This window comes from Pedobacter alluvionis, assembly GCF_003664035.1.
In the GTDB taxonomy this organism is placed as follows: Bacteria; Bacteroidota; Bacteroidia; order Sphingobacteriales; family Sphingobacteriaceae; genus Pedobacter; species Pedobacter alluvionis.
The window spans coordinates 356,157-373,597 of record NZ_RCCK01000014.1 but is presented as its reverse complement, the minus strand read 5'-3'; the positions used below and the strand labels follow the sequence as shown (position 1 = coordinate 373,597).

General features: G+C 39.7%; 10 protein-coding genes. 8 read left to right on the top strand and 2 right to left on the bottom strand.

Annotation, left to right across the window (positions count from 1 at the left end; genetic code table 11):
- Positions 1-13: 13 nt before the first annotated feature.
- The 6 genes from BCL90_RS20995 (at position 14) to BCL90_RS20970 (ending at position 9,597) form a co-directional block, all read left to right on the top strand.
- On the top strand, positions 14-1,207 hold the full coding sequence (locus BCL90_RS20995) for a FecR family protein (RefSeq protein ID WP_121286888.1): 1,194 nt from the start codon (positions 14-16) through the stop codon (positions 1,205-1,207).
- Positions 1,208-1,515: 308 nt separating this feature from the next.
- Complete coding sequence (locus BCL90_RS20990; RefSeq protein WP_166792242.1) at positions 1,516-4,737, top strand: SusC/RagA family TonB-linked outer membrane protein; 3,222 nt, start codon at positions 1,516-1,518, stop codon at positions 4,735-4,737.
- 24 nt (positions 4,738-4,761) lie between these two features.
- A complete protein-coding gene (locus tag BCL90_RS20985; protein ID WP_121286884.1) occupies positions 4,762-6,195 on the top strand; it encodes a RagB/SusD family nutrient uptake outer membrane protein in 1,434 nt (477 codons plus the stop codon).
- Positions 6,196-6,208: 13 nt separating this feature from the next.
- The gene (locus tag BCL90_RS20980; RefSeq protein WP_166792243.1) at positions 6,209-6,946 is read left to right on the top strand and encodes a DUF4843 domain-containing protein; all 738 of its coding nucleotides are present in this window, start codon (positions 6,209-6,211) and stop codon (positions 6,944-6,946) included.
- 10 nt (positions 6,947-6,956) lie between these two features.
- Entirely contained in the window at positions 6,957-8,381 is a 1,425-nt protein-coding gene (locus BCL90_RS20975; RefSeq protein WP_121286880.1) for a PKD-like family lipoprotein, read from the top strand.
- Between the two features lie 40 nt (positions 8,382-8,421).
- A complete protein-coding gene (locus BCL90_RS20970; protein WP_121286878.1) occupies positions 8,422-9,597 on the top strand; it encodes a redoxin domain-containing protein in 1,176 nt (391 codons plus the stop codon).
- Between the two features lie 761 nt (positions 9,598-10,358).
- Here the strand turns inward: BCL90_RS20970 and BCL90_RS20965 are convergent.
- Positions 10,359-11,576, bottom strand: a complete 1,218-nt coding sequence (locus BCL90_RS20965) for a thioredoxin family protein (protein ID WP_121286876.1) — start codon at positions 11,574-11,576, stop codon at positions 10,359-10,361.
- A 519-nt stretch (positions 11,577-12,095) separates the two neighbouring features.
- Between BCL90_RS20965 and BCL90_RS26295 the strand changes: the two genes are divergently transcribed.
- Entirely contained in the window at positions 12,096-12,593 is a 498-nt protein-coding gene (locus tag BCL90_RS26295) for a glycosyl-4,4'-diaponeurosporenoate acyltransferase CrtO family protein (RefSeq protein ID WP_121286874.1), read from the top strand.
- A 188-nt stretch (positions 12,594-12,781) separates the two neighbouring features.
- Here BCL90_RS26295 and BCL90_RS20955 read toward each other — a convergent pair whose 3' ends face one another.
- Positions 12,782-13,366 carry a hypothetical protein gene (locus tag BCL90_RS20955; protein WP_121286872.1) on the bottom strand — a complete coding sequence of 195 codons (585 nt, stop codon included), beginning with the start codon at positions 13,364-13,366 and terminating at the stop codon, positions 12,782-12,784.
- Between the two features lie 823 nt (positions 13,367-14,189).
- On the opposite strand from BCL90_RS20955, the gene BCL90_RS20950 reads away from it, so the two are divergent.
- Positions 14,190-17,429 (top strand): SusC/RagA family TonB-linked outer membrane protein, encoded by a 3,240-nt coding sequence (locus tag BCL90_RS20950; RefSeq protein ID WP_208647490.1) that lies wholly within the window; start codon positions 14,190-14,192, stop codon positions 17,427-17,429.
- Positions 17,430-17,441: the final 12 nt, after the last annotated feature.

The window sequence follows — 17,441 nt, the reverse complement described above, 5'->3', positions numbered from 1 at the left end:
TAAAAATCGAACCTTGAAACCATCTGAACAACTTCATATACTCTTCAAAAAACACCTGGATAATACCTGTAGTCCCGAAGAAACCCAGCATCTGATGAATTATTTTCAACTTGATGAAGATCAGGAAGTATTGAAAGAGCTCATCATTGGCGCCTTAGCAATCCAGGATGAGCACTATGAAAATGATTTAGCCATTGCCGGGGTATTGGAAAAGGTTGACCAGGATTTGTTTGTTCAGATTCAGGAATCAGCACATGCCGTACCAGAAGGTAAGAGTAAAATACTTAAACTTTGGATAAAAATTGTTGCTGTTGCTGCAGTTTTAGCTGTAGTATACCTGGGTGTTTATTTCTTCAATAACCAACCGGAAAAGGTTGCCTCTGTTCCCAAAGTTACTTTATATGATATCAAGTCAGGGGGCTATGGTGCTACACTTACCCTTGCAAATGGCAGGAAGGTCAGCTTAGCAAATGCGTCTAAAGGTGAAATAGGAAGAGAATCCGGAATAATCATCACTAAATCAGACGACGGCGAACTGGTGTACCAGGTTAGTGAAAATATTTCGGATCCAAATGCTACCAATACCCTGTCTACCGCCCGTGGCGAAACCTATCAGGTGCGACTGCCAGACGGATCGCTTGTATATTTAAATGCCGCTTCCAGCCTCACCTATACCACCTCCCTCATTCAAAACGGAAAACGGATAGTTACCCTTAGTGGTGAAGGATATTTTGAAGTGGCTAAGGATAAGCAACATCCTTTTATTGTAAAGACAGGCCGGCAGGAAGTAGAAGTATTAGGAACTCATTTTAACATCAGCAGCTATGCAGATGATGAAGTAGAAAAAACCACCTTGCTGGAAGGAAGCGTGAAGCTCTCAGCATCGGGTAACTACAAATTGCTAAGACCAGGGCAACAAGCAAAGCTATCCGCTGGCAAAATAACGATTAGTGAAACGGATACCGATCTGGCTGTTGCCTGGAAAAATAATGAATTTGTAATCGAAAGTGAAAACATAGAAACAATTATGAAAATGATCAGTCGCTGGTATAATTTGGAGGTTGTTTACCTCGGTGAAAAAACCACCCAGCGTTTCAGTGGTCAAGTGTCGAGGTTTGATAAATTGTCAAAGGTGCTTGAAATCGTGGAATCAACAGGGGAAGCTCGTTTCGATTTAAAAGGACGAACCGTATATGTATCAAAATAATAAATAACGAATAATAAACTGAATTTTAACCTTTAAACAAACTAGATGATAAAAGAAATACGATAACTAAAGATATCCAAAAAAAACAGGCCCCGTTTAACTGCCGGGACCTGATCATAGTCTGGAATATTCGATTGAAAATCAATTTACAACCACAGTCTTGCTACGGACCAACGCATCAGAGACTGTTTAAACAAACCAACTACTAAATGTATCAAAAATCAAGGAAATTTGGTATACCTAATCGGCTGTACCTCAAATTATTGTTAACCATGCGCCTAACCATTGTAATAATAATAGCGTGCCTTATGCAGGTAAGTGCATCAAGTCTCGCTCAAAAAGTGACTTTAACCAAGTCAAATGCTTCACTTCGATCCGTTTTTAAGGAACTTAACCAACAAACTGGTTATAATTTCTTTTATGCGGACAATCTATTGGAAAATTCAATACCTGTAACCATCAATGTTAAAGACGCTGAATTGCCTGCTGTGCTTAAGCAAATTTTTGCAGCACAAAATCTAGACTTTACCATACGTAACCAGACGGTAGTTATTAAAGCAGGTGCAAAGGCTAGCCAGGAAGTTATTACTGGTTTTGTTGCCGATGCCAAAGAACACAAGCCAATCCCGGGAGTTACAGTGTCAATCAAGGGAACAAAGTCTGCGGTTCAGACGGATAAGAATGGAAAGTTTACCATCAGCATACCACAGGGTGCAACGTCTTTGGAGTTCAGATTTATTGGTTATAAGACCGTTGAGGTGCCTATCTCCTCTAATTCGAATTATACCATTTATATGCAGGAGAATGAGTTGACGCTAAATGAAACGGTGATCACAGGAATGGTCGACCGGAAGGTAAGCACCTACACCGGAGCAGCCAAAACCATAACCGGAGCTGAGCTTAAGGCCGTAAGTCCGGTAAATGTATTTGCTGGTATTGCTGCCCTTGATCCTTCTTTCAGAATTATTCCCAACAATAAGATTGGGGGTAACATTAATGCGCTACCTGAAATTAGCATGCGTGGACAAAACTCCTACCCAACACTGGGTTCAGAACTTGTTGGAAATCCCAACACGCCATTGTTTATTCTTGATGGATTTCAGGTTTCATTACAAGCCATCACAGATTTGGACATGAATCAAATTGCATCAGTAACGTTATTAAAAGATGCTTCTGCTACTGCAATGTATGGATCTCGTGGGGGTAATGGTGTGATGGTTGTTACAACAATCCTTCCGCCGAGAGGAAAAGTAGAAGTTTCCATAACTAATAACTTAACATTATCATCTCCTGATCTTTCTGTATACCACATGTTGAATGCATCAGAAAAACTGGATTTTGAGCGCCGCGTAGGTTTTTTGAATAGTTATAGCGGGCAATTTATTAATGCGGAAAGATATAAAGCCGTTTTGAGCGGTGTGAATACAGACTGGAAATCTATTCCGGTTCAAACAGGTATCAACAACAGAACCAATTTATCATTACGCGGAGGTGATCAGTCTTTGACCTTCAACCTTACTTTTAGCGGAAACCTTTTACAAGGGGTAATGAAAGAACAGGACCGGAAAAATTATTCGGGAAGTTTTCAGCTGAGTTACAAAACCAATAATTTAACATTCCAGAATAACACGATCGCAACCCAGGTTATTTCCAATGACTCACCCTATGGGGAATTTAGTCAATATCTGAATTTAAACCCATATTGGAAACCTTATGACGAAAATGGTAATGTAAACAAATACCTCGAAAATATCAACCCGGGCTTTGGTATACCTGGTTCCGTTGTATTAAACCCATTAATGGATATTACATACAATACCATTAACAACAGAAATAAGAACTTTAATTTAAGAAATAACACTACTGTTCGTTACGACTATAGTAAGTCTTTGTGGTTTACTGGTGCACTGGGCATCACCAAAGTGAATGGGACGATAGATAATTTCTATTCCGCTTTAGATAGCCGGTTTGATGGTATAACAGATTTAAGTGCACGGGGTTCCTATTCGAAAGACAACAGTGAGGCCTTTACCATGGACGGAACAGGTGCTGTGAACTACAACAAGAATTTTGGAAAGCATGGCGTTACGGTATATGCAGGATTCAGGCTTGCCAGCACAAGTTTAAATTCATATAATGTATCTACACAGGGTTTCCCTTTTGATCGTTTGGACAACATCCTGTTTGCCGCACAATATTTAAACAGCAGGCCTACCGGAACGGAAAGTACAATTAATAATCTTTCCTATACTGGAAGCGCAAACTACTCTTATGATAACCGGTATTTTACCGATTTTACTTATACCAGAGATGGTTCTTCTGCTTATGGAACGAATAATAAATTTGGTAATTTCTGGTCTGCAGGTTTAGGATGGAACATCAATAATGAACAATTCCTTAAGGATAGCAGAACAGTTAACCTGTTGAGGATTCGTGGTAGCTACGGTTCTACAGGTACATCTGTACAGGACCCTTATGCAGCACAATTCAGGTACAACCTGGGTACATCGACCGGTTATTTCGGCGAGGTAGGTGCTATTCCCGGTGCACTTGGAAACCCGAATTTAAGCTGGCAACAAGTATTAAAGTCTAACATTGGTATTGCATCAGCATTTCTGGACAACCGTTTAACTTTTAATGCAGAATTTTATAACGAAATAACGCAGAATGCGCTGACTACAGTTTCGCTGGCATCTAGTACCGGTTTCCCTTCGTACACTGAAAATTTAGGTAAAATTCAGAACAGGGGATTACAACTCGACCTCGGTTATACTATACTATCTGACCCTCGTAAAGGCTTAAAATGGAATGTTTCTGTGAACGCAGCCACTAATAAATCGGTGTTAAAAGAAGTTTCTGATAAACTCAAAGCCTTCAACGCCGCATTGAATGCGAATAATCCTGATCAAACAGCTGAAAATGCGCAGTTTATTGAAGGTCAATCGACAACGGCAATTTATGCGGTGAGGTCACTTGGCATTGATCCGGTTACCGGCCAGGAAGTTTACCTGAAAGCAGATGGTACCCCAACCTTTGTATGGGACGTTAACGATAAAACCTATGTTGGCGATACCCGCCCCAGATGGACTGGAGCCATTAATTCAAACTTCCTGTACGCAGGTTTTGCCTTAAATTTCAGCTTCAATTATAATTATGGTGCTGATTTGTATAACAGTACCTTATTAAACCGGGTAGAGGCGGTGGATGCGAGCAACAATGTGGACCGGAGGGCGTATGACCTGGGTTGGACTGGGCCTGGCAGTGTGAGTCCGTACAGAAGAATTACCGGCTCGCCGACGCCTACAAAGCTGACTTCACGCTTTGTTCAACGCGATAATAACATTCAGCTCAGCTCGATTAATTTGAGTTATCAGTTCAAAACTGCATTTGTAAAAAAGTTAGGCTTGCAGAACTTAAGTGTTAGTGCCACAACCAATAACCTGGCCACCTTTAGCTCCATTGAAATAGAACGTGGTACAGATAATCCTTTTGCCAGAGAATATACATTTGGTTTAAGTGCAAGATTTTAATTCAAAAAACATATTCATATCCCAATGAAAAGAACAACATTAATTATAGGAATTCTGGCAATAGTTGCGATGTTTTCCGGTTGTAAGAAATTTTTGGATGTAACACCCAAAACGAACCTATCTGAAGAACAGCTGTTTACTTCAGAAGTTGGTTTTCAACAGGCTTTATCAGGTGTATATGGCCAGCTTGCTAGTAGCAAACTCTATGGAGATAACCTTTCCATGGGCTTCGTTTCCGCACTTGCTCAAAATTACGCGACACTTGATCAAGCATCGGCAGTTAAGCTGCAACAGACACAAGTATTGAACTATGCTTCAACGGAAGTCGTAAGCTATACCGATTCCATCTGGTCGTCCAGTTATAGTGCAATTGCTGCAGCAAATAAAATAATTGAAAATACAGAAACAAACCGATCTGTGCTATCCAATAATTCGTACGCACTGTTGCGTGGTGAGGCATTAGCCTTAAGAGCATTTTTGCATTTTGATTTATTACGGATGTTTGGGCCGGAATATACTGCGGGTGCCAATTTAAAAGCCATCCCCTACAAAAAAGAAGTTAATCAAAATGCAAATCCACCAGCAACAACTGCGGATGTGGTAAAATTTGCGCTGGCCGACCTTAAGGAAGCGGAAAGTTTACTGTTGCCTGTTGATCCGATTGTGACCAGCGATTTGCGGACCAGGAGGAATAAGCTTAATTACTACGGTGTAAAAGCACTGGAAGCAAGAATCATGTTGTATAGCGGCGACAATGCCGGTGCGGCTGCTGCTGCAACTGTGGTGGTCAATTCGGGGAAATATCCTTTTGTAACCCAGGCACAAGCCGGTGCTGTTAATCAGGGATTGTTGGTACGTGACCGCTTGTATTTTAATGAGCAGGTGTTCATGATCAGGGTTAGGGATATACTGCCCACGGTACAACGTTACTTTAGATTCAGGGGGTCGGCAAGCCAAACGCTTACACGTAGCGCTGCTAATTTTGCTACACTTTATGAAACCAGCAGCGGCGGAGGTACAGACTTTAGGTATGCTTATCGCCTTGAGCAGGATGGAGGAGGAGTCACGTTCCCTTCTAAATTCTGGCAGGCATCTACGTCTACAACCACTATTAGTGACAATTTACTGGATCAGTATGTACCAGGTATCCGTCTTTCGGAAATGTATTATATCCTGGCTGAAACGGCATCAACACCTGCTATTGGCGTGGGCTATTTAAATACAATACGCCTGAACAGAGGAATTGGCGTTTTACCGAATACGATCACTGCTTCGACGCTTAAAGCCGAAATTACCAAAGAGTATCAGAAGGAATTTTATGCAGAGGGGCAGTTGTTCTTTTACTATAAGCGTATTAAAGCCTCCAGAATGCAATTTGGTCCTGCTATGGCACAGAGTCAATATATACTCCCAATTCCACCTTCTGAACTTCAATTTAATCCGAATTATGCTAATTAATCACACTCGTATTATGAAATACCTATTATATGTGACGATAGTCTTATCACTGTTTTCTTGTAAGAAAGAAACGGTAGAAACCTATCAGGGAAAAGATGGCGTTAGTTTTTTTGCTTACACCGATCAACAATTACATACCACAGCGGTAAGAAGTTACTCTTTTGCCTTTCAAAAAACGGTAAAAACAAGGGATACCATGTATATACCCTTGAGGCTTACCGGAAAGCTTTCCGATAAGCCACGTACCGTATTGCTAAAAACAGCTGCAGGAACAACTGCAACGGCTGGCGTGGATTTTGAGCTAAAAGAAGTGACCATTCCACCTGGAGTATACATATTTAATTATCCACTTGTACTGATCAACTCTGTTGGAATGGCAAGCCATGTTTATAGAATCGTGTTGGAGCCAGCAGAAACCAAGGATTTTACTTTAGGTACGCTCGGACAGACTCCAGCAACCACCGCCAATCTGCGTACCGAGGAAAACTTTAGATATCTGAAGATCGATGTATCCAGCATGTATGTTAGACCTGCTTATTGGGATATTCTTGATGAAGATTTTGGTGAATTTAGCGCTGTTAAGTACAAGTTCATGGTTAAGGTACTGGGTATAACAGATTTCTCTTTAGATAGTATCGGTTCTGACGGTCTGCTCAACTTCCCCGTGACACTGAGAAATGCACTGGCCGATTATGAAGCTGCAAATGGTCCATTGTTAGATGAGAACGGTCAAGAGATATCGTTCCCTTAATTAAAATATTATGCATTTAAAACATTTTTTTAAACTCAGCCCGGTTTTTATTGTCATCGTGCTCGCATTTGCTGCCTGCAAAAAAGACAATCAATCGCTTAAATATGATCAAATCAACGACATTAAGATTACGGATGCAACCACCAGTTTTACGGTAGCTCAACGGGATTCGCTGATCATTACACCAACTTTGTCACAAACAATGCCTGCGGGTGATTCATTTACCTACAGTTGGAAAATTGACTCAAATGTGATATCCACATCTCAAAATTTGCGCATCAAAGTAACCTTAAGTCCTGGTACCTATTTAATGACTTACAGAGTAACAAGTAATAGAAACGGTATTTATACGCTGAAGCGTTATACCGTTACCGTCACTGGAATCTATCCAGATGGCTGGTATATCGTGAATAACAAGGATGGGAAAGGCAAAGTTTCACTCATCCGGACAGATGATGTCTTTTTTGACAACCCTATGGAAGTGGCCAATAATAAAAGCTATCCAGGTAAGGCACTAGCCGTATATAATTTTGGTAAAGGTGGTTTCTTCTATTATTTCAGCGATCAAAATGTATATCGGTTTAATATGAACGACTGGCTGGAGCTTGGCGATAAAAGTTCTATACTTCCGAATTTGGCTACACCGCTTCCGTTTAAAAGTGCACCTGCTTTTATCTTAGACGCCTCCAAATTTGACCAGTTCATTGTTGCCGATGGCAGCTTATATGCTGGTATTTCAGGCTCGACTTCGGAAAACGTCAAGCCCTTCACCCAACGCATTCCTGGCGACTATGACCTATACCCGGGTGTGTTTCCTAACACTTATGACCTGACCTATTTTTATGATAATGCTAAAATGCGCTTTATGCGGATGGCTATATTTTCCAGAATCCTGGAAGATGCACCTAAAACAACGGGCTCATTTGACATGGCAAATGTGGGAAGAAAAATGATTGCGTCTGATCGTGGCATATCAACGATATTCGAAGAAGAAATTGAGTGGTATTTCATCATGCAAGATAATAACGGACGCTACCTAATGTCTTTAACGTATGATCAATTTGGCAGTACCCTTGTTGGGGTTAATCAACAAATGGTAAATAGCCCGGAAATTGGTAGTGCAACTAACTTTGCAACCTCCTCCATCTTAAAACAACTTTATTATACTGTTGATAATAGGGTGTATTTATACGATATGCTTGCAAATTCTGCACGACTTATCTACACTTTCCCGGCTGGATATGTAATAAAAGATATCGAAATGCAACGGACGACCAGTAAACGACTGGTGATCGGTGTGAATAATGGTGCAGCGGGTGAAGTTTATTATTTCGACATTAATGCGCAGGGAGAATTTAACAATAGTACCTATGCCAAGAAGTTTACCGGCTTTGGTGAAATTGTACAAATTGCGCCTGCCAGGAAAAATTTGTAAACACAATGAATTTTAGATAATTATTTAATATTATATTACTATGAAAAAGATAGTCTTACTCCTAGCAATCCTGGCTATAGGAGAGTCTGCATTTACTCAGCAGGCAAAACCACCTTATCAGGCAAGTCTCGATTCTATGAAACTCTTTATCGATCTTTCAAAAAAAGAAGACATTCTCAACCGCCTGGTCAAAGCCCATCCGAACGAGAGTTTTGATCAATACAGGGCTATACTCGTAGATAATTTTGTAGTGGCAAAAAATTCTGAGAAGGCTTTATATTATTTCAACCAGATCCAGGAAACTGCAAGAATTATGTATGTTGAAAATGTTACTACCGGTTTAATGGCTTATGATTTGAAAGCAGCTGAAACTTTGGTTAAGCAAGAATTAAACAACTCAACAAACGCAAAGGAAGAGCGGTTGTATTTGCTACAATTATACAGTCAGGTGGCGGATAAACTGGGCGACCATGAGAAAGCTTTCGCTGCTATAAAAGAATGCTATGAGCAGGCTAGCAAAAAAAGTGCAGGATTAACTGCACAGTATTATTATTTGATGAGCAAAAGCGGCAGGTATCAGGAAGCGCTTCCTGAATTGGAGAAAGCAGTTTTATCAGGCCTGGCCAATGATGATGTCAAGACAGAACTAAAAAATGCTTATGTAAGGGTGCATCCAGGGAAAGATGCAAATGCTTACCTCCATGCCTTAACCAAGCAGTTTGATGACAAATATAAAGCGGAAATAGCAGCCAAAATGCTGTCGGAGCAGGCACCGGAATTTAAGGTAAAAGATATAAACGGTAAGGAAGTCTCCTTGTCAGACTTTAAAGGAAAGACAATTGTTCTTGATTTCTGGGCAACCTGGTGCGGACCTTGTAAAAAGTCGTTACCAGCGATGCAAATGATGGTTAACAAATATAAAAATGACCCGACGGTAAAGTTTTTGTTTATACACACCTGGGAAACGGTTCCAAACCCAAAACCTGACGCTGTAAACTACTTGTTAACCCATAACCTGGATTTGCCTTTATATATGGATACTAAGGATCCGGTTACAAAAAAGAATCCTGCGGTATCATCATTTGGTGTTTCCGGAATTCCCGCAAAGTTTATTATTGATGGCAATGGTAAAATACGCTTTAAAGAATTGGGATTGCTTTGGCCAAATGAGGTTGCTGTGAGGCAACTTTCAACCATGATAGAGATGTCCAGATAAAATGTAATTATCCCAGGATGGATAAACCATTATTCAAGCAAACCCTTATATGCCGAAATGCATATGAGGGTTTGCTTTGAAAAGACACCAGCACGCCCATAGCATATTATATTAGCGACATAGAAATCCTGTGAATTGAAAGAACGGCAATTAATGGATTTTCGTCTGTTTGCGTTCAAACGCCGCGATACTTAAATTGCCTTTTAAAGTAGTATACTGCTTAACAGTAGGATTATTCTTTGCGTAGTTCGGTAGGCGATTAGCTTAATGTCATTAAGTTAAGCACTAGGGTCGTCAGTCTGAGCGTAGTCGAAGACTTTTTGATAATGATCCCGACCTCGCAAATAAACATTTTAACGGCTTTCGCATTTCCATCCAGCTAGGCCATAGCACAGTATCCCCGTTCTACTTAAATCCGGCCTAATAAATTTTTCGGGCTGCACTGCCTAAGCCAACCTACTAGCTTCGAAAGAAAAATTTTCAGCCGGCATTTTTTGTTACTTTTTGATGCCAAAAAGAAAGAGCCCTTCGGCGGCGGCGAGCCGAGGCAAGACTGCGCCGAAGGGGAAAAGAAATCAATTAAATGTTACTTGTATTGATTTTTATAAATAAATTATCCCTCAGGGTGACATCATTTTGCGATTTATCCCTTAACTTAATTAGCTTACAGGAAACTTCGTTGCTCATGCTTTATATCAGGGCATTAGCAAAAAAGGGGATGCAGCACGATAGCTACATCCCCTTTTCATTAGTCTTAAGGATTATTTACCTTTTTTCATTTTCTCAAGCGTAACCTGGTACTGCGCTTTATTTTCAGCTGCAACCAGGTCTACTGCTTTTTGTTGCATGGCGATCGCCTGGTCCTTCTTACCCAGCTTATACAGCAGGTTGGCATAAGTGTCAAGGTAGGAAGGCTCTTTACTCTGGGTCTCATCTACACTGCGTTTACTCCAGCTCAACGCCTCAGCAATGCAGTCAGGATCTTTACAGTTTTCAAAAACAGTCCATGCAAAAGAATTGAGCATTTCAGCAGTTACTTCGGTACCATATTTTTTCATGTAGCTTAACACTGCCGGCTGAAATTTGTCCCATTTTTTTTCGCTCTGAAAAATCTGGATCTTCATCAGGTCTACAGGTTCGCTTATGTCTACTGTCGGGTATTTCGCCCGTGCGGAAGCAGCCAACGAATCTATATTTGCGTTGGGTTTCCTAAGCGCAGGATAGATATTTTCCTCCAGGATAATAGTGCTTAAGATTTTATTTGATTTTCCCTTTCCCAAAATCGCATCTGTTTTTTCAGGATCTTTTAGCATCAGCTCAAATCCCTTGCTTTTAGTGCTTCTGGTGTATCTGCTGATAAACTCCAGGTTCTCTTTTGTATAGAGGTCTTTTTGTGTATCAATATAAGCGTTGGCAAATTTTTCGGAGTTTTCCTCATCATAAGCGGCCTCTGCACTAACGGCCAATTGTTTCAGGGTTTCAGGAGTAGGATTTCCCGACTCGCTTTTTTTTAGCAGTGTATAATACTGGGTTTCAGGGTTAAGCGCCATCTGTGCTCTGGCAATAAATTCATCTGCCTCACCGCCGCCTACAATACGGTGAACAAGCTCTCCCTGTGGAGAGAAGATCAGAAAGGTAGGATAGGCATTTACCTTAAACTCTTTGCTCATAGACTTGGCATCTGCATACCAGCTTTTAACTTCTTCACTGTCATTTTTAGTCTGGTCGAACTGTACCTTAACATTTACAAAGTTTTTGTTAAAGAATTCACCAACTTTCTCCTGTGGGAAAATGGTACTGGCCATATATTTGCAAGGGCCACACCAGGTAGTAAAGCAGTCGACCAAAAGGAATTTGTTCTCTTTCTTTGCTTTTTCCTTCACCTGCTGCCAGGAAAGCCCATGTTCAAAATGGGTGCCTTTAACCTGTGCACTACCAATAAAAGGCAGCAGCAGGAATATTAAAAATAATTTTTTCATATCTGTTTGTTTTATTTGAGTTAATAAAGATCGTGATTTTAACTAAAAGTGATGTATCATTGCTTTAATTAATACAACTCTTCTTTAAATTTTTTTTAAAACTATTCTAAGAGCCTGTTTAAATTTTTATTCAATTACATTACTTCTCCTAATTTGTCACAAGAGCGAAGTCGATTGCTTCTCTTAAATATAAAATGGTCTTCGACTACGCTCAGACTGACGACATACGAAATAAATTTTATTTAATTTTAAACAGGCTCTAAATTTCAAGAATAGTTTTTTGTTGATGGACCAGGCAAGACCAATAACAAAATTTTTATAGAAGATTTTAGGAGAATTGCGGATTTGAAGATGACCCGCTATCCCTGAAATCCCCAATCTTAAATTGATGAACTGTTAATTCTGCCACCATGGACTGCAAAAGCTATGCAATCTTTGATGTGCAATGCAATTTCATAGTTATTTATTATTTTCGTTATTTAAAGTTACGCTTATAGAATAAAAGCGACGCCTCAGCTTATGATTAAGTATTTTACATTTAGTTTTTCGATTGCTTTTATTTCCTGGATAGTTGGCATGATCATAACTGCCTTACTTTCAAGAACAAATTTTTACAGGAATGGATTAGCCAACCTAAATTTTATAAAAAATGAAAAGGTTAACGGATTAGTTGGACTAACACCGTTCAAATGGATCATCATGCATAGCTTCTTTAAATATTTCAATCCCAGGTTATCAGTCACTAAAAAAATCCTGGCAAATGAGCTGGGAGAATATAGATTGGAAATGACAAAGGCTGAACTAAACCATCTTTTTGCTTTTCTATTTGTGATGATTTTCATCGTAATTAAATTATCACAGGGCTTGTACTTATTTGCAATTGTGATGTTACTGATTAATATTTTAATGAACCTATATCCAAGTTTGTTGCAGCAACAGAATAAGAGGCGAATTGATCGTTATCTCCATATACGAAACCAGCGATCACTTAACAGCCTTGTTGGTCAGGCTGGTTGAGAAAACAGATTCCTTATTTAAGCATAAGGAATTCTTCGTTTTTTGAGACGCTTATTTTTAGTTGCCATAAGTACTACAGATATGCATGCTAAAAATTTTTTAGCAGGATATAGAATTTCTATTTTTAAGTTTGCCTAAACTCACCCAGGTTAATTAACGATACCTGGGTAAGTTTAAGTGGCAAAGAGTTATTTTCTTCTAAATAGCCCGAAATTATACTTAAAGCCAATCAGGTAACTCGTATTACTATTTGCGTTGGTTCCTTTTGCAAAAAACTCGATGTTATCACCTTTTGCAAGCGGCATTTGATAGCCAATACCATAAGCTTGATAAAATCCGTTTGACGCTGTGGTGCCATAATTGTAACTGGATCCTGTACCCATATACTGATAGTTTATTGTTGTGTAAGCGTCCTGATAGCCAAAATCAGCAGCCAAATAAAACTTACCCATATAATACTTTGCACCAGCATAGAATGCATTTTGGAGGAGTTTAGAATTTATTGCTTGTTTCCCCCCATTATTACCATCATAAATTGCAGGATTGTTCTTTTGCGTATAAGCGATATTTACGCCGGCAGTAAGTCCCCAATGTTTATTGAGCCGATATTCATATCCAACCTCGGCTCCGTATACGGGGGCCTTAATTGTTGAATTTAGACCGACAAACGGAGCGACGTAAACAGAATGTTTAAGCAATGAGTCTTGAGCCATTATTTTGCCCACACCCAGTGCGCCAAATAACATAAGAAGAAGTGTAATTTTAGTTTTCATACTCCGAAAGTATTAACTTCCTTTTCGTCTGCGTAATCATTAACCCTTTTTAACTTTCTTGACAATATTTAACAATTTCGGATATCTGTGGTTGCAACTGGTTCAAGTTTTTACATAAATCATTCTTTCTTTAAAAAAAATATAGGATTGTAGGGTGGGAGCCAACAGATGGCTTTTGAGTTAGTTTATTTTCAGGAAATAATGGGACGAGAAGGTAACATCATTCAACTTACATAATTGTTTATTGTTAAACTTAACCATCAGTCTAATTATGTCAGCAGAAAATCCCGTACCCAGTAGAAACGCTAAACAACTTCATGTGATTTTATATAGATGGGTTAAAATACGGTTATTTTATGTTAAAATACGGTCAGTATTATGTTGCAATTGTGTTTACATTTAATAAACGTTTTTCAGACGTTTATTAAATGCTTATTATCTTCTGAAGTGATAATGAGTATAACTAACTATTAACCAAATATAACTAATATGAACCAAAGTCGAATCCTCTATAGGCAAGCACCTATTTAAAAGTCAGCACTATCATTTTTTCAGATAAGGGATATGTTTAAACAGAAATGGGTTAAGATTTCGTCTTATGCCATATTTCTTTGCTTATTATAATAAATGTCGTTTTGACATTTAAAATTAATCTTGAAAAGGAATGGGGAATGTTATGCCTGTTTAAATCCATCTAAACCACTAACCAAATAATTTTATGAGTAACAAACAAGGGTTAAGCCCAAAAATTCGTAATCTGCCTGATTTATTGACCGGGTCTTTCAAAATAATGCTATCACCAGTGATGAACAGGCAGCAAAAAATGAAGGAAATTAAATCGGGTTTTAGCAGTATGGGATTAGCAAAATATGTCATGCTTTTTCTCATCTTTTTGAGTATTAATTCCATGGCCCAGAATTCAATAACGGTAAAGGGTATTGTTAGGGATACGACAAGTGGACTCCCTGGCGCCGTGATCAAAATTGTAGGGGCTGCTAATCAAGGAGTCGCTACAGACAATTTTGGCCGATTTGAAATTAGGGCTGCAAAGTCGGCGATGCTCACCATAACATGTATAGGATTCAAGCCAAGGCAAATTTCACTTGCTTCAAAATCAGTCGATGCAGGCAATGTGATCACTTTGGATATCAAACTTGAAAGTGCTACCACAGAGTTACAGGAAGTTGCCGTAACGGGATTTGGTAATACCCAGAAAAAAGCGAGTATGGTTAGTTCGATTACGACGGTAAATGTGAAGGATTTAAAAACCCCTTCATCAAACCTGACTAATGCCCTTGCCGGGCGTATTGCCGGAGTGATCGCTTTCCAGAATAGTGGTGAGCCAGGATTGGGCACTGATAACTCGACCTTCTATATCCGGGGTTTATCTACGTTTGGCTCAGGTAAAAGAGATCCACTCATTTTAATTGATGGAGTGGAATCCTCGGCTACCGATATGGCGCGCCTGCAACCAGATGATATCTCGGATTTTTCTGTACTGAAAGATGCTGCGGCCTCGTCAGTTTACGGTGCAAGGGGGGCAAATGGGGTTGTCCTTATTAATACCAAAATGGGAGTGAACGGAAAGCCCCAGTTTAATTTCAGGGTAGAGAATAGAATATCGAGGAATACCAGGGATTATGAGTTTGCAGATAATATCACCTATATGAAAATGGCGAATGAAGCTTCAATAACACGTACTCCAAATGGAATTGAGCCCTATTCTCAAAATAAAATAAACAGTACTGCAGCTGGTGAAGATCCATATCTATACCCGAACAATAACTGGTTAGACCAGCTTATCAAAAAGCAAACGGTTAACCAGGGCTACAACCTGAATATATCAGGTGGTACCAACCGTGCCAGGTATTACATTGCAGGTACCTTAAACCAGGATAACGGTAACTTAAAAGTGAACCCGATTAATGATTTTAATAATAATATTCGCCTGAAAAACTATTCAATCCGGACGAATATAGATTTTGATCTCACCAAATCAACCGTATTAGTTATTCGTATGTATGGCCAGTTTGATGACTACCAGGGGCCGATCGGTGGGTTTGATGGTTCAAGGCGTATCTCTGGCGGTGAGCAAACTTTTAGAAATGCGTTAAACGCAAATCCGGTCATGTTCCCGGCTGTGTATCCATCAGGCAAATTGCCCTTCATTGAGCATCCGCTTTTTGGTTCTGCTCAAACACGCAATACCGACTTGAGTTTAAGTTCTAACCTGTATACCAATCCTTATGCGGAGATGGTAAAAGGGTATCAGGTTTATAAGACCTCGAACCTGCAGCCCCAGCTGGAATTAAAACAGGACCTGGCTGCTTTAACAACGGGCTTAAGTGCACGGGCAATGGGGTATTTGCGGAGGACTTCCTTTTACAGGGTAAATAGAAATTACGATCCATTTTTTTATTCTGCAGTGATTAATGCCCAGGATCAATCCTATAATTTAACTGCATTAAACGATGGTGGACAGAATTCGATAGGTACCGTTGGAACAGAAGTACTAAATTTTAGCAGGGATGCAAAAGATATTGACTCAAGGATGTGGCTGGAAGGTTCGGTTAATTATAACAGGACTTTTAATAATAAACATGCGGTTGGAGGGATGCTTGTTTCTTATCTTTCAGATTATGAAAATGCCAATGTTGACGAGCTGATCCAGTCTTTACCTTCGAGAAACGCAGGTGTTTCAGGAAGGTTCTCTTATGGGTATGACGATAGATATCTCGCGGAATTTAACTTTGGTTACAACGGGTCTGAGCGTTTTGATACGCGTAACAGATGGGGATTCTTTCCCTCTGCCGGTATTGGCTACCGGATTTCGAATGAAAAGTTTTTCGAACCACTGAGAGGTGTAATTTCTAGTCTTAAATTTAGGGCTACATACGGTGTTGCAGGAAATGATGCCATTGGAAGAGTAGAGGACCGTTTCTTTTACATGTCGCGGGTAAGTTTAAACGACTATAGTTATGGCGCCTCTTTTGGTAGAAATGACGGAGCTGCATTATATAGCCGTCCTGGTGTTTCCATATCCAGATATGCAAATGCTGATATTTCTTGGGAGAGGTCAACGCAGTTAAATATTGGGATGGATTTGACAGTAGGAAAAGGAATTGATGTAATTGTGGATGTTTACAAGCAAAAACGAACCAACATCTTGCAACCTGCAGCAAATATTGATAATGCAGCGGGCCTGATGGCAACAACTTTTTCTAATTTCGGAGAAGGTACATCCAAAGGTGTAGATATGTCTGGAAGCTATCGGGCAAATATTTCCCGTGATTTTTCGATCAATGCCAGGGGTACTTTTACTTATGCTACAACTAAGATAGGTAGGGTTGATGAACTTCCTTACCCTGCATCACTATCTTACCTATCGAGAAAAGGAACAGCATTTAATCAAGCCTACGGGTATATTGCTGAACGGTTGTTTGTTGATGATGAAGAAGTTGCCAATTCACCTGTTCAGTTTGGCGATCGTGGTCTCAGGGCAGGTGATATTAAATACAGGGATATAAATGGCGATGGGGTCATCAACACGGATGATCAGGTTGCTCTTGGTTATCCTACAGAACCAGAAATTACTTATGGTTTCGGATCAAGCTTTAGGTATAAGAAATTTGATTTTAGTTTTTATTTCCAGGGATCGGCCCGCTTTTCGTTTTTCATAAACTCGGAACAAGTTCAGCCATTTTATCAAAGTGGTGGTTATCAGACAGGTTTGCTAAAGGCAGTTGCCGATAATTATTGGACTGAGACAAATCCTAATCTTTATGCCTTTTGGCCAAGATTAAGCACCTGGAGGGTGCCGAGTAATAATGTAACATCAACCTGGTGGATGAGGAATGGCAATTTCCTTAGGTTAAAAAATGTGGAATTTGGATACACCTCGGAGATTAAAAAACTGAATGTGAGAAATATCCGCTTTTATTTGTCGGCAACTAACCTTTTCATGTTGAGTAAGTTCAAGATGTGGGATGCAGAAATGCGTGGCAATGGAATGAACTATCCACTCCAATCGCTTTATAACCTAGGCTTACAGGTGAGTTTATAATATAATATCTAA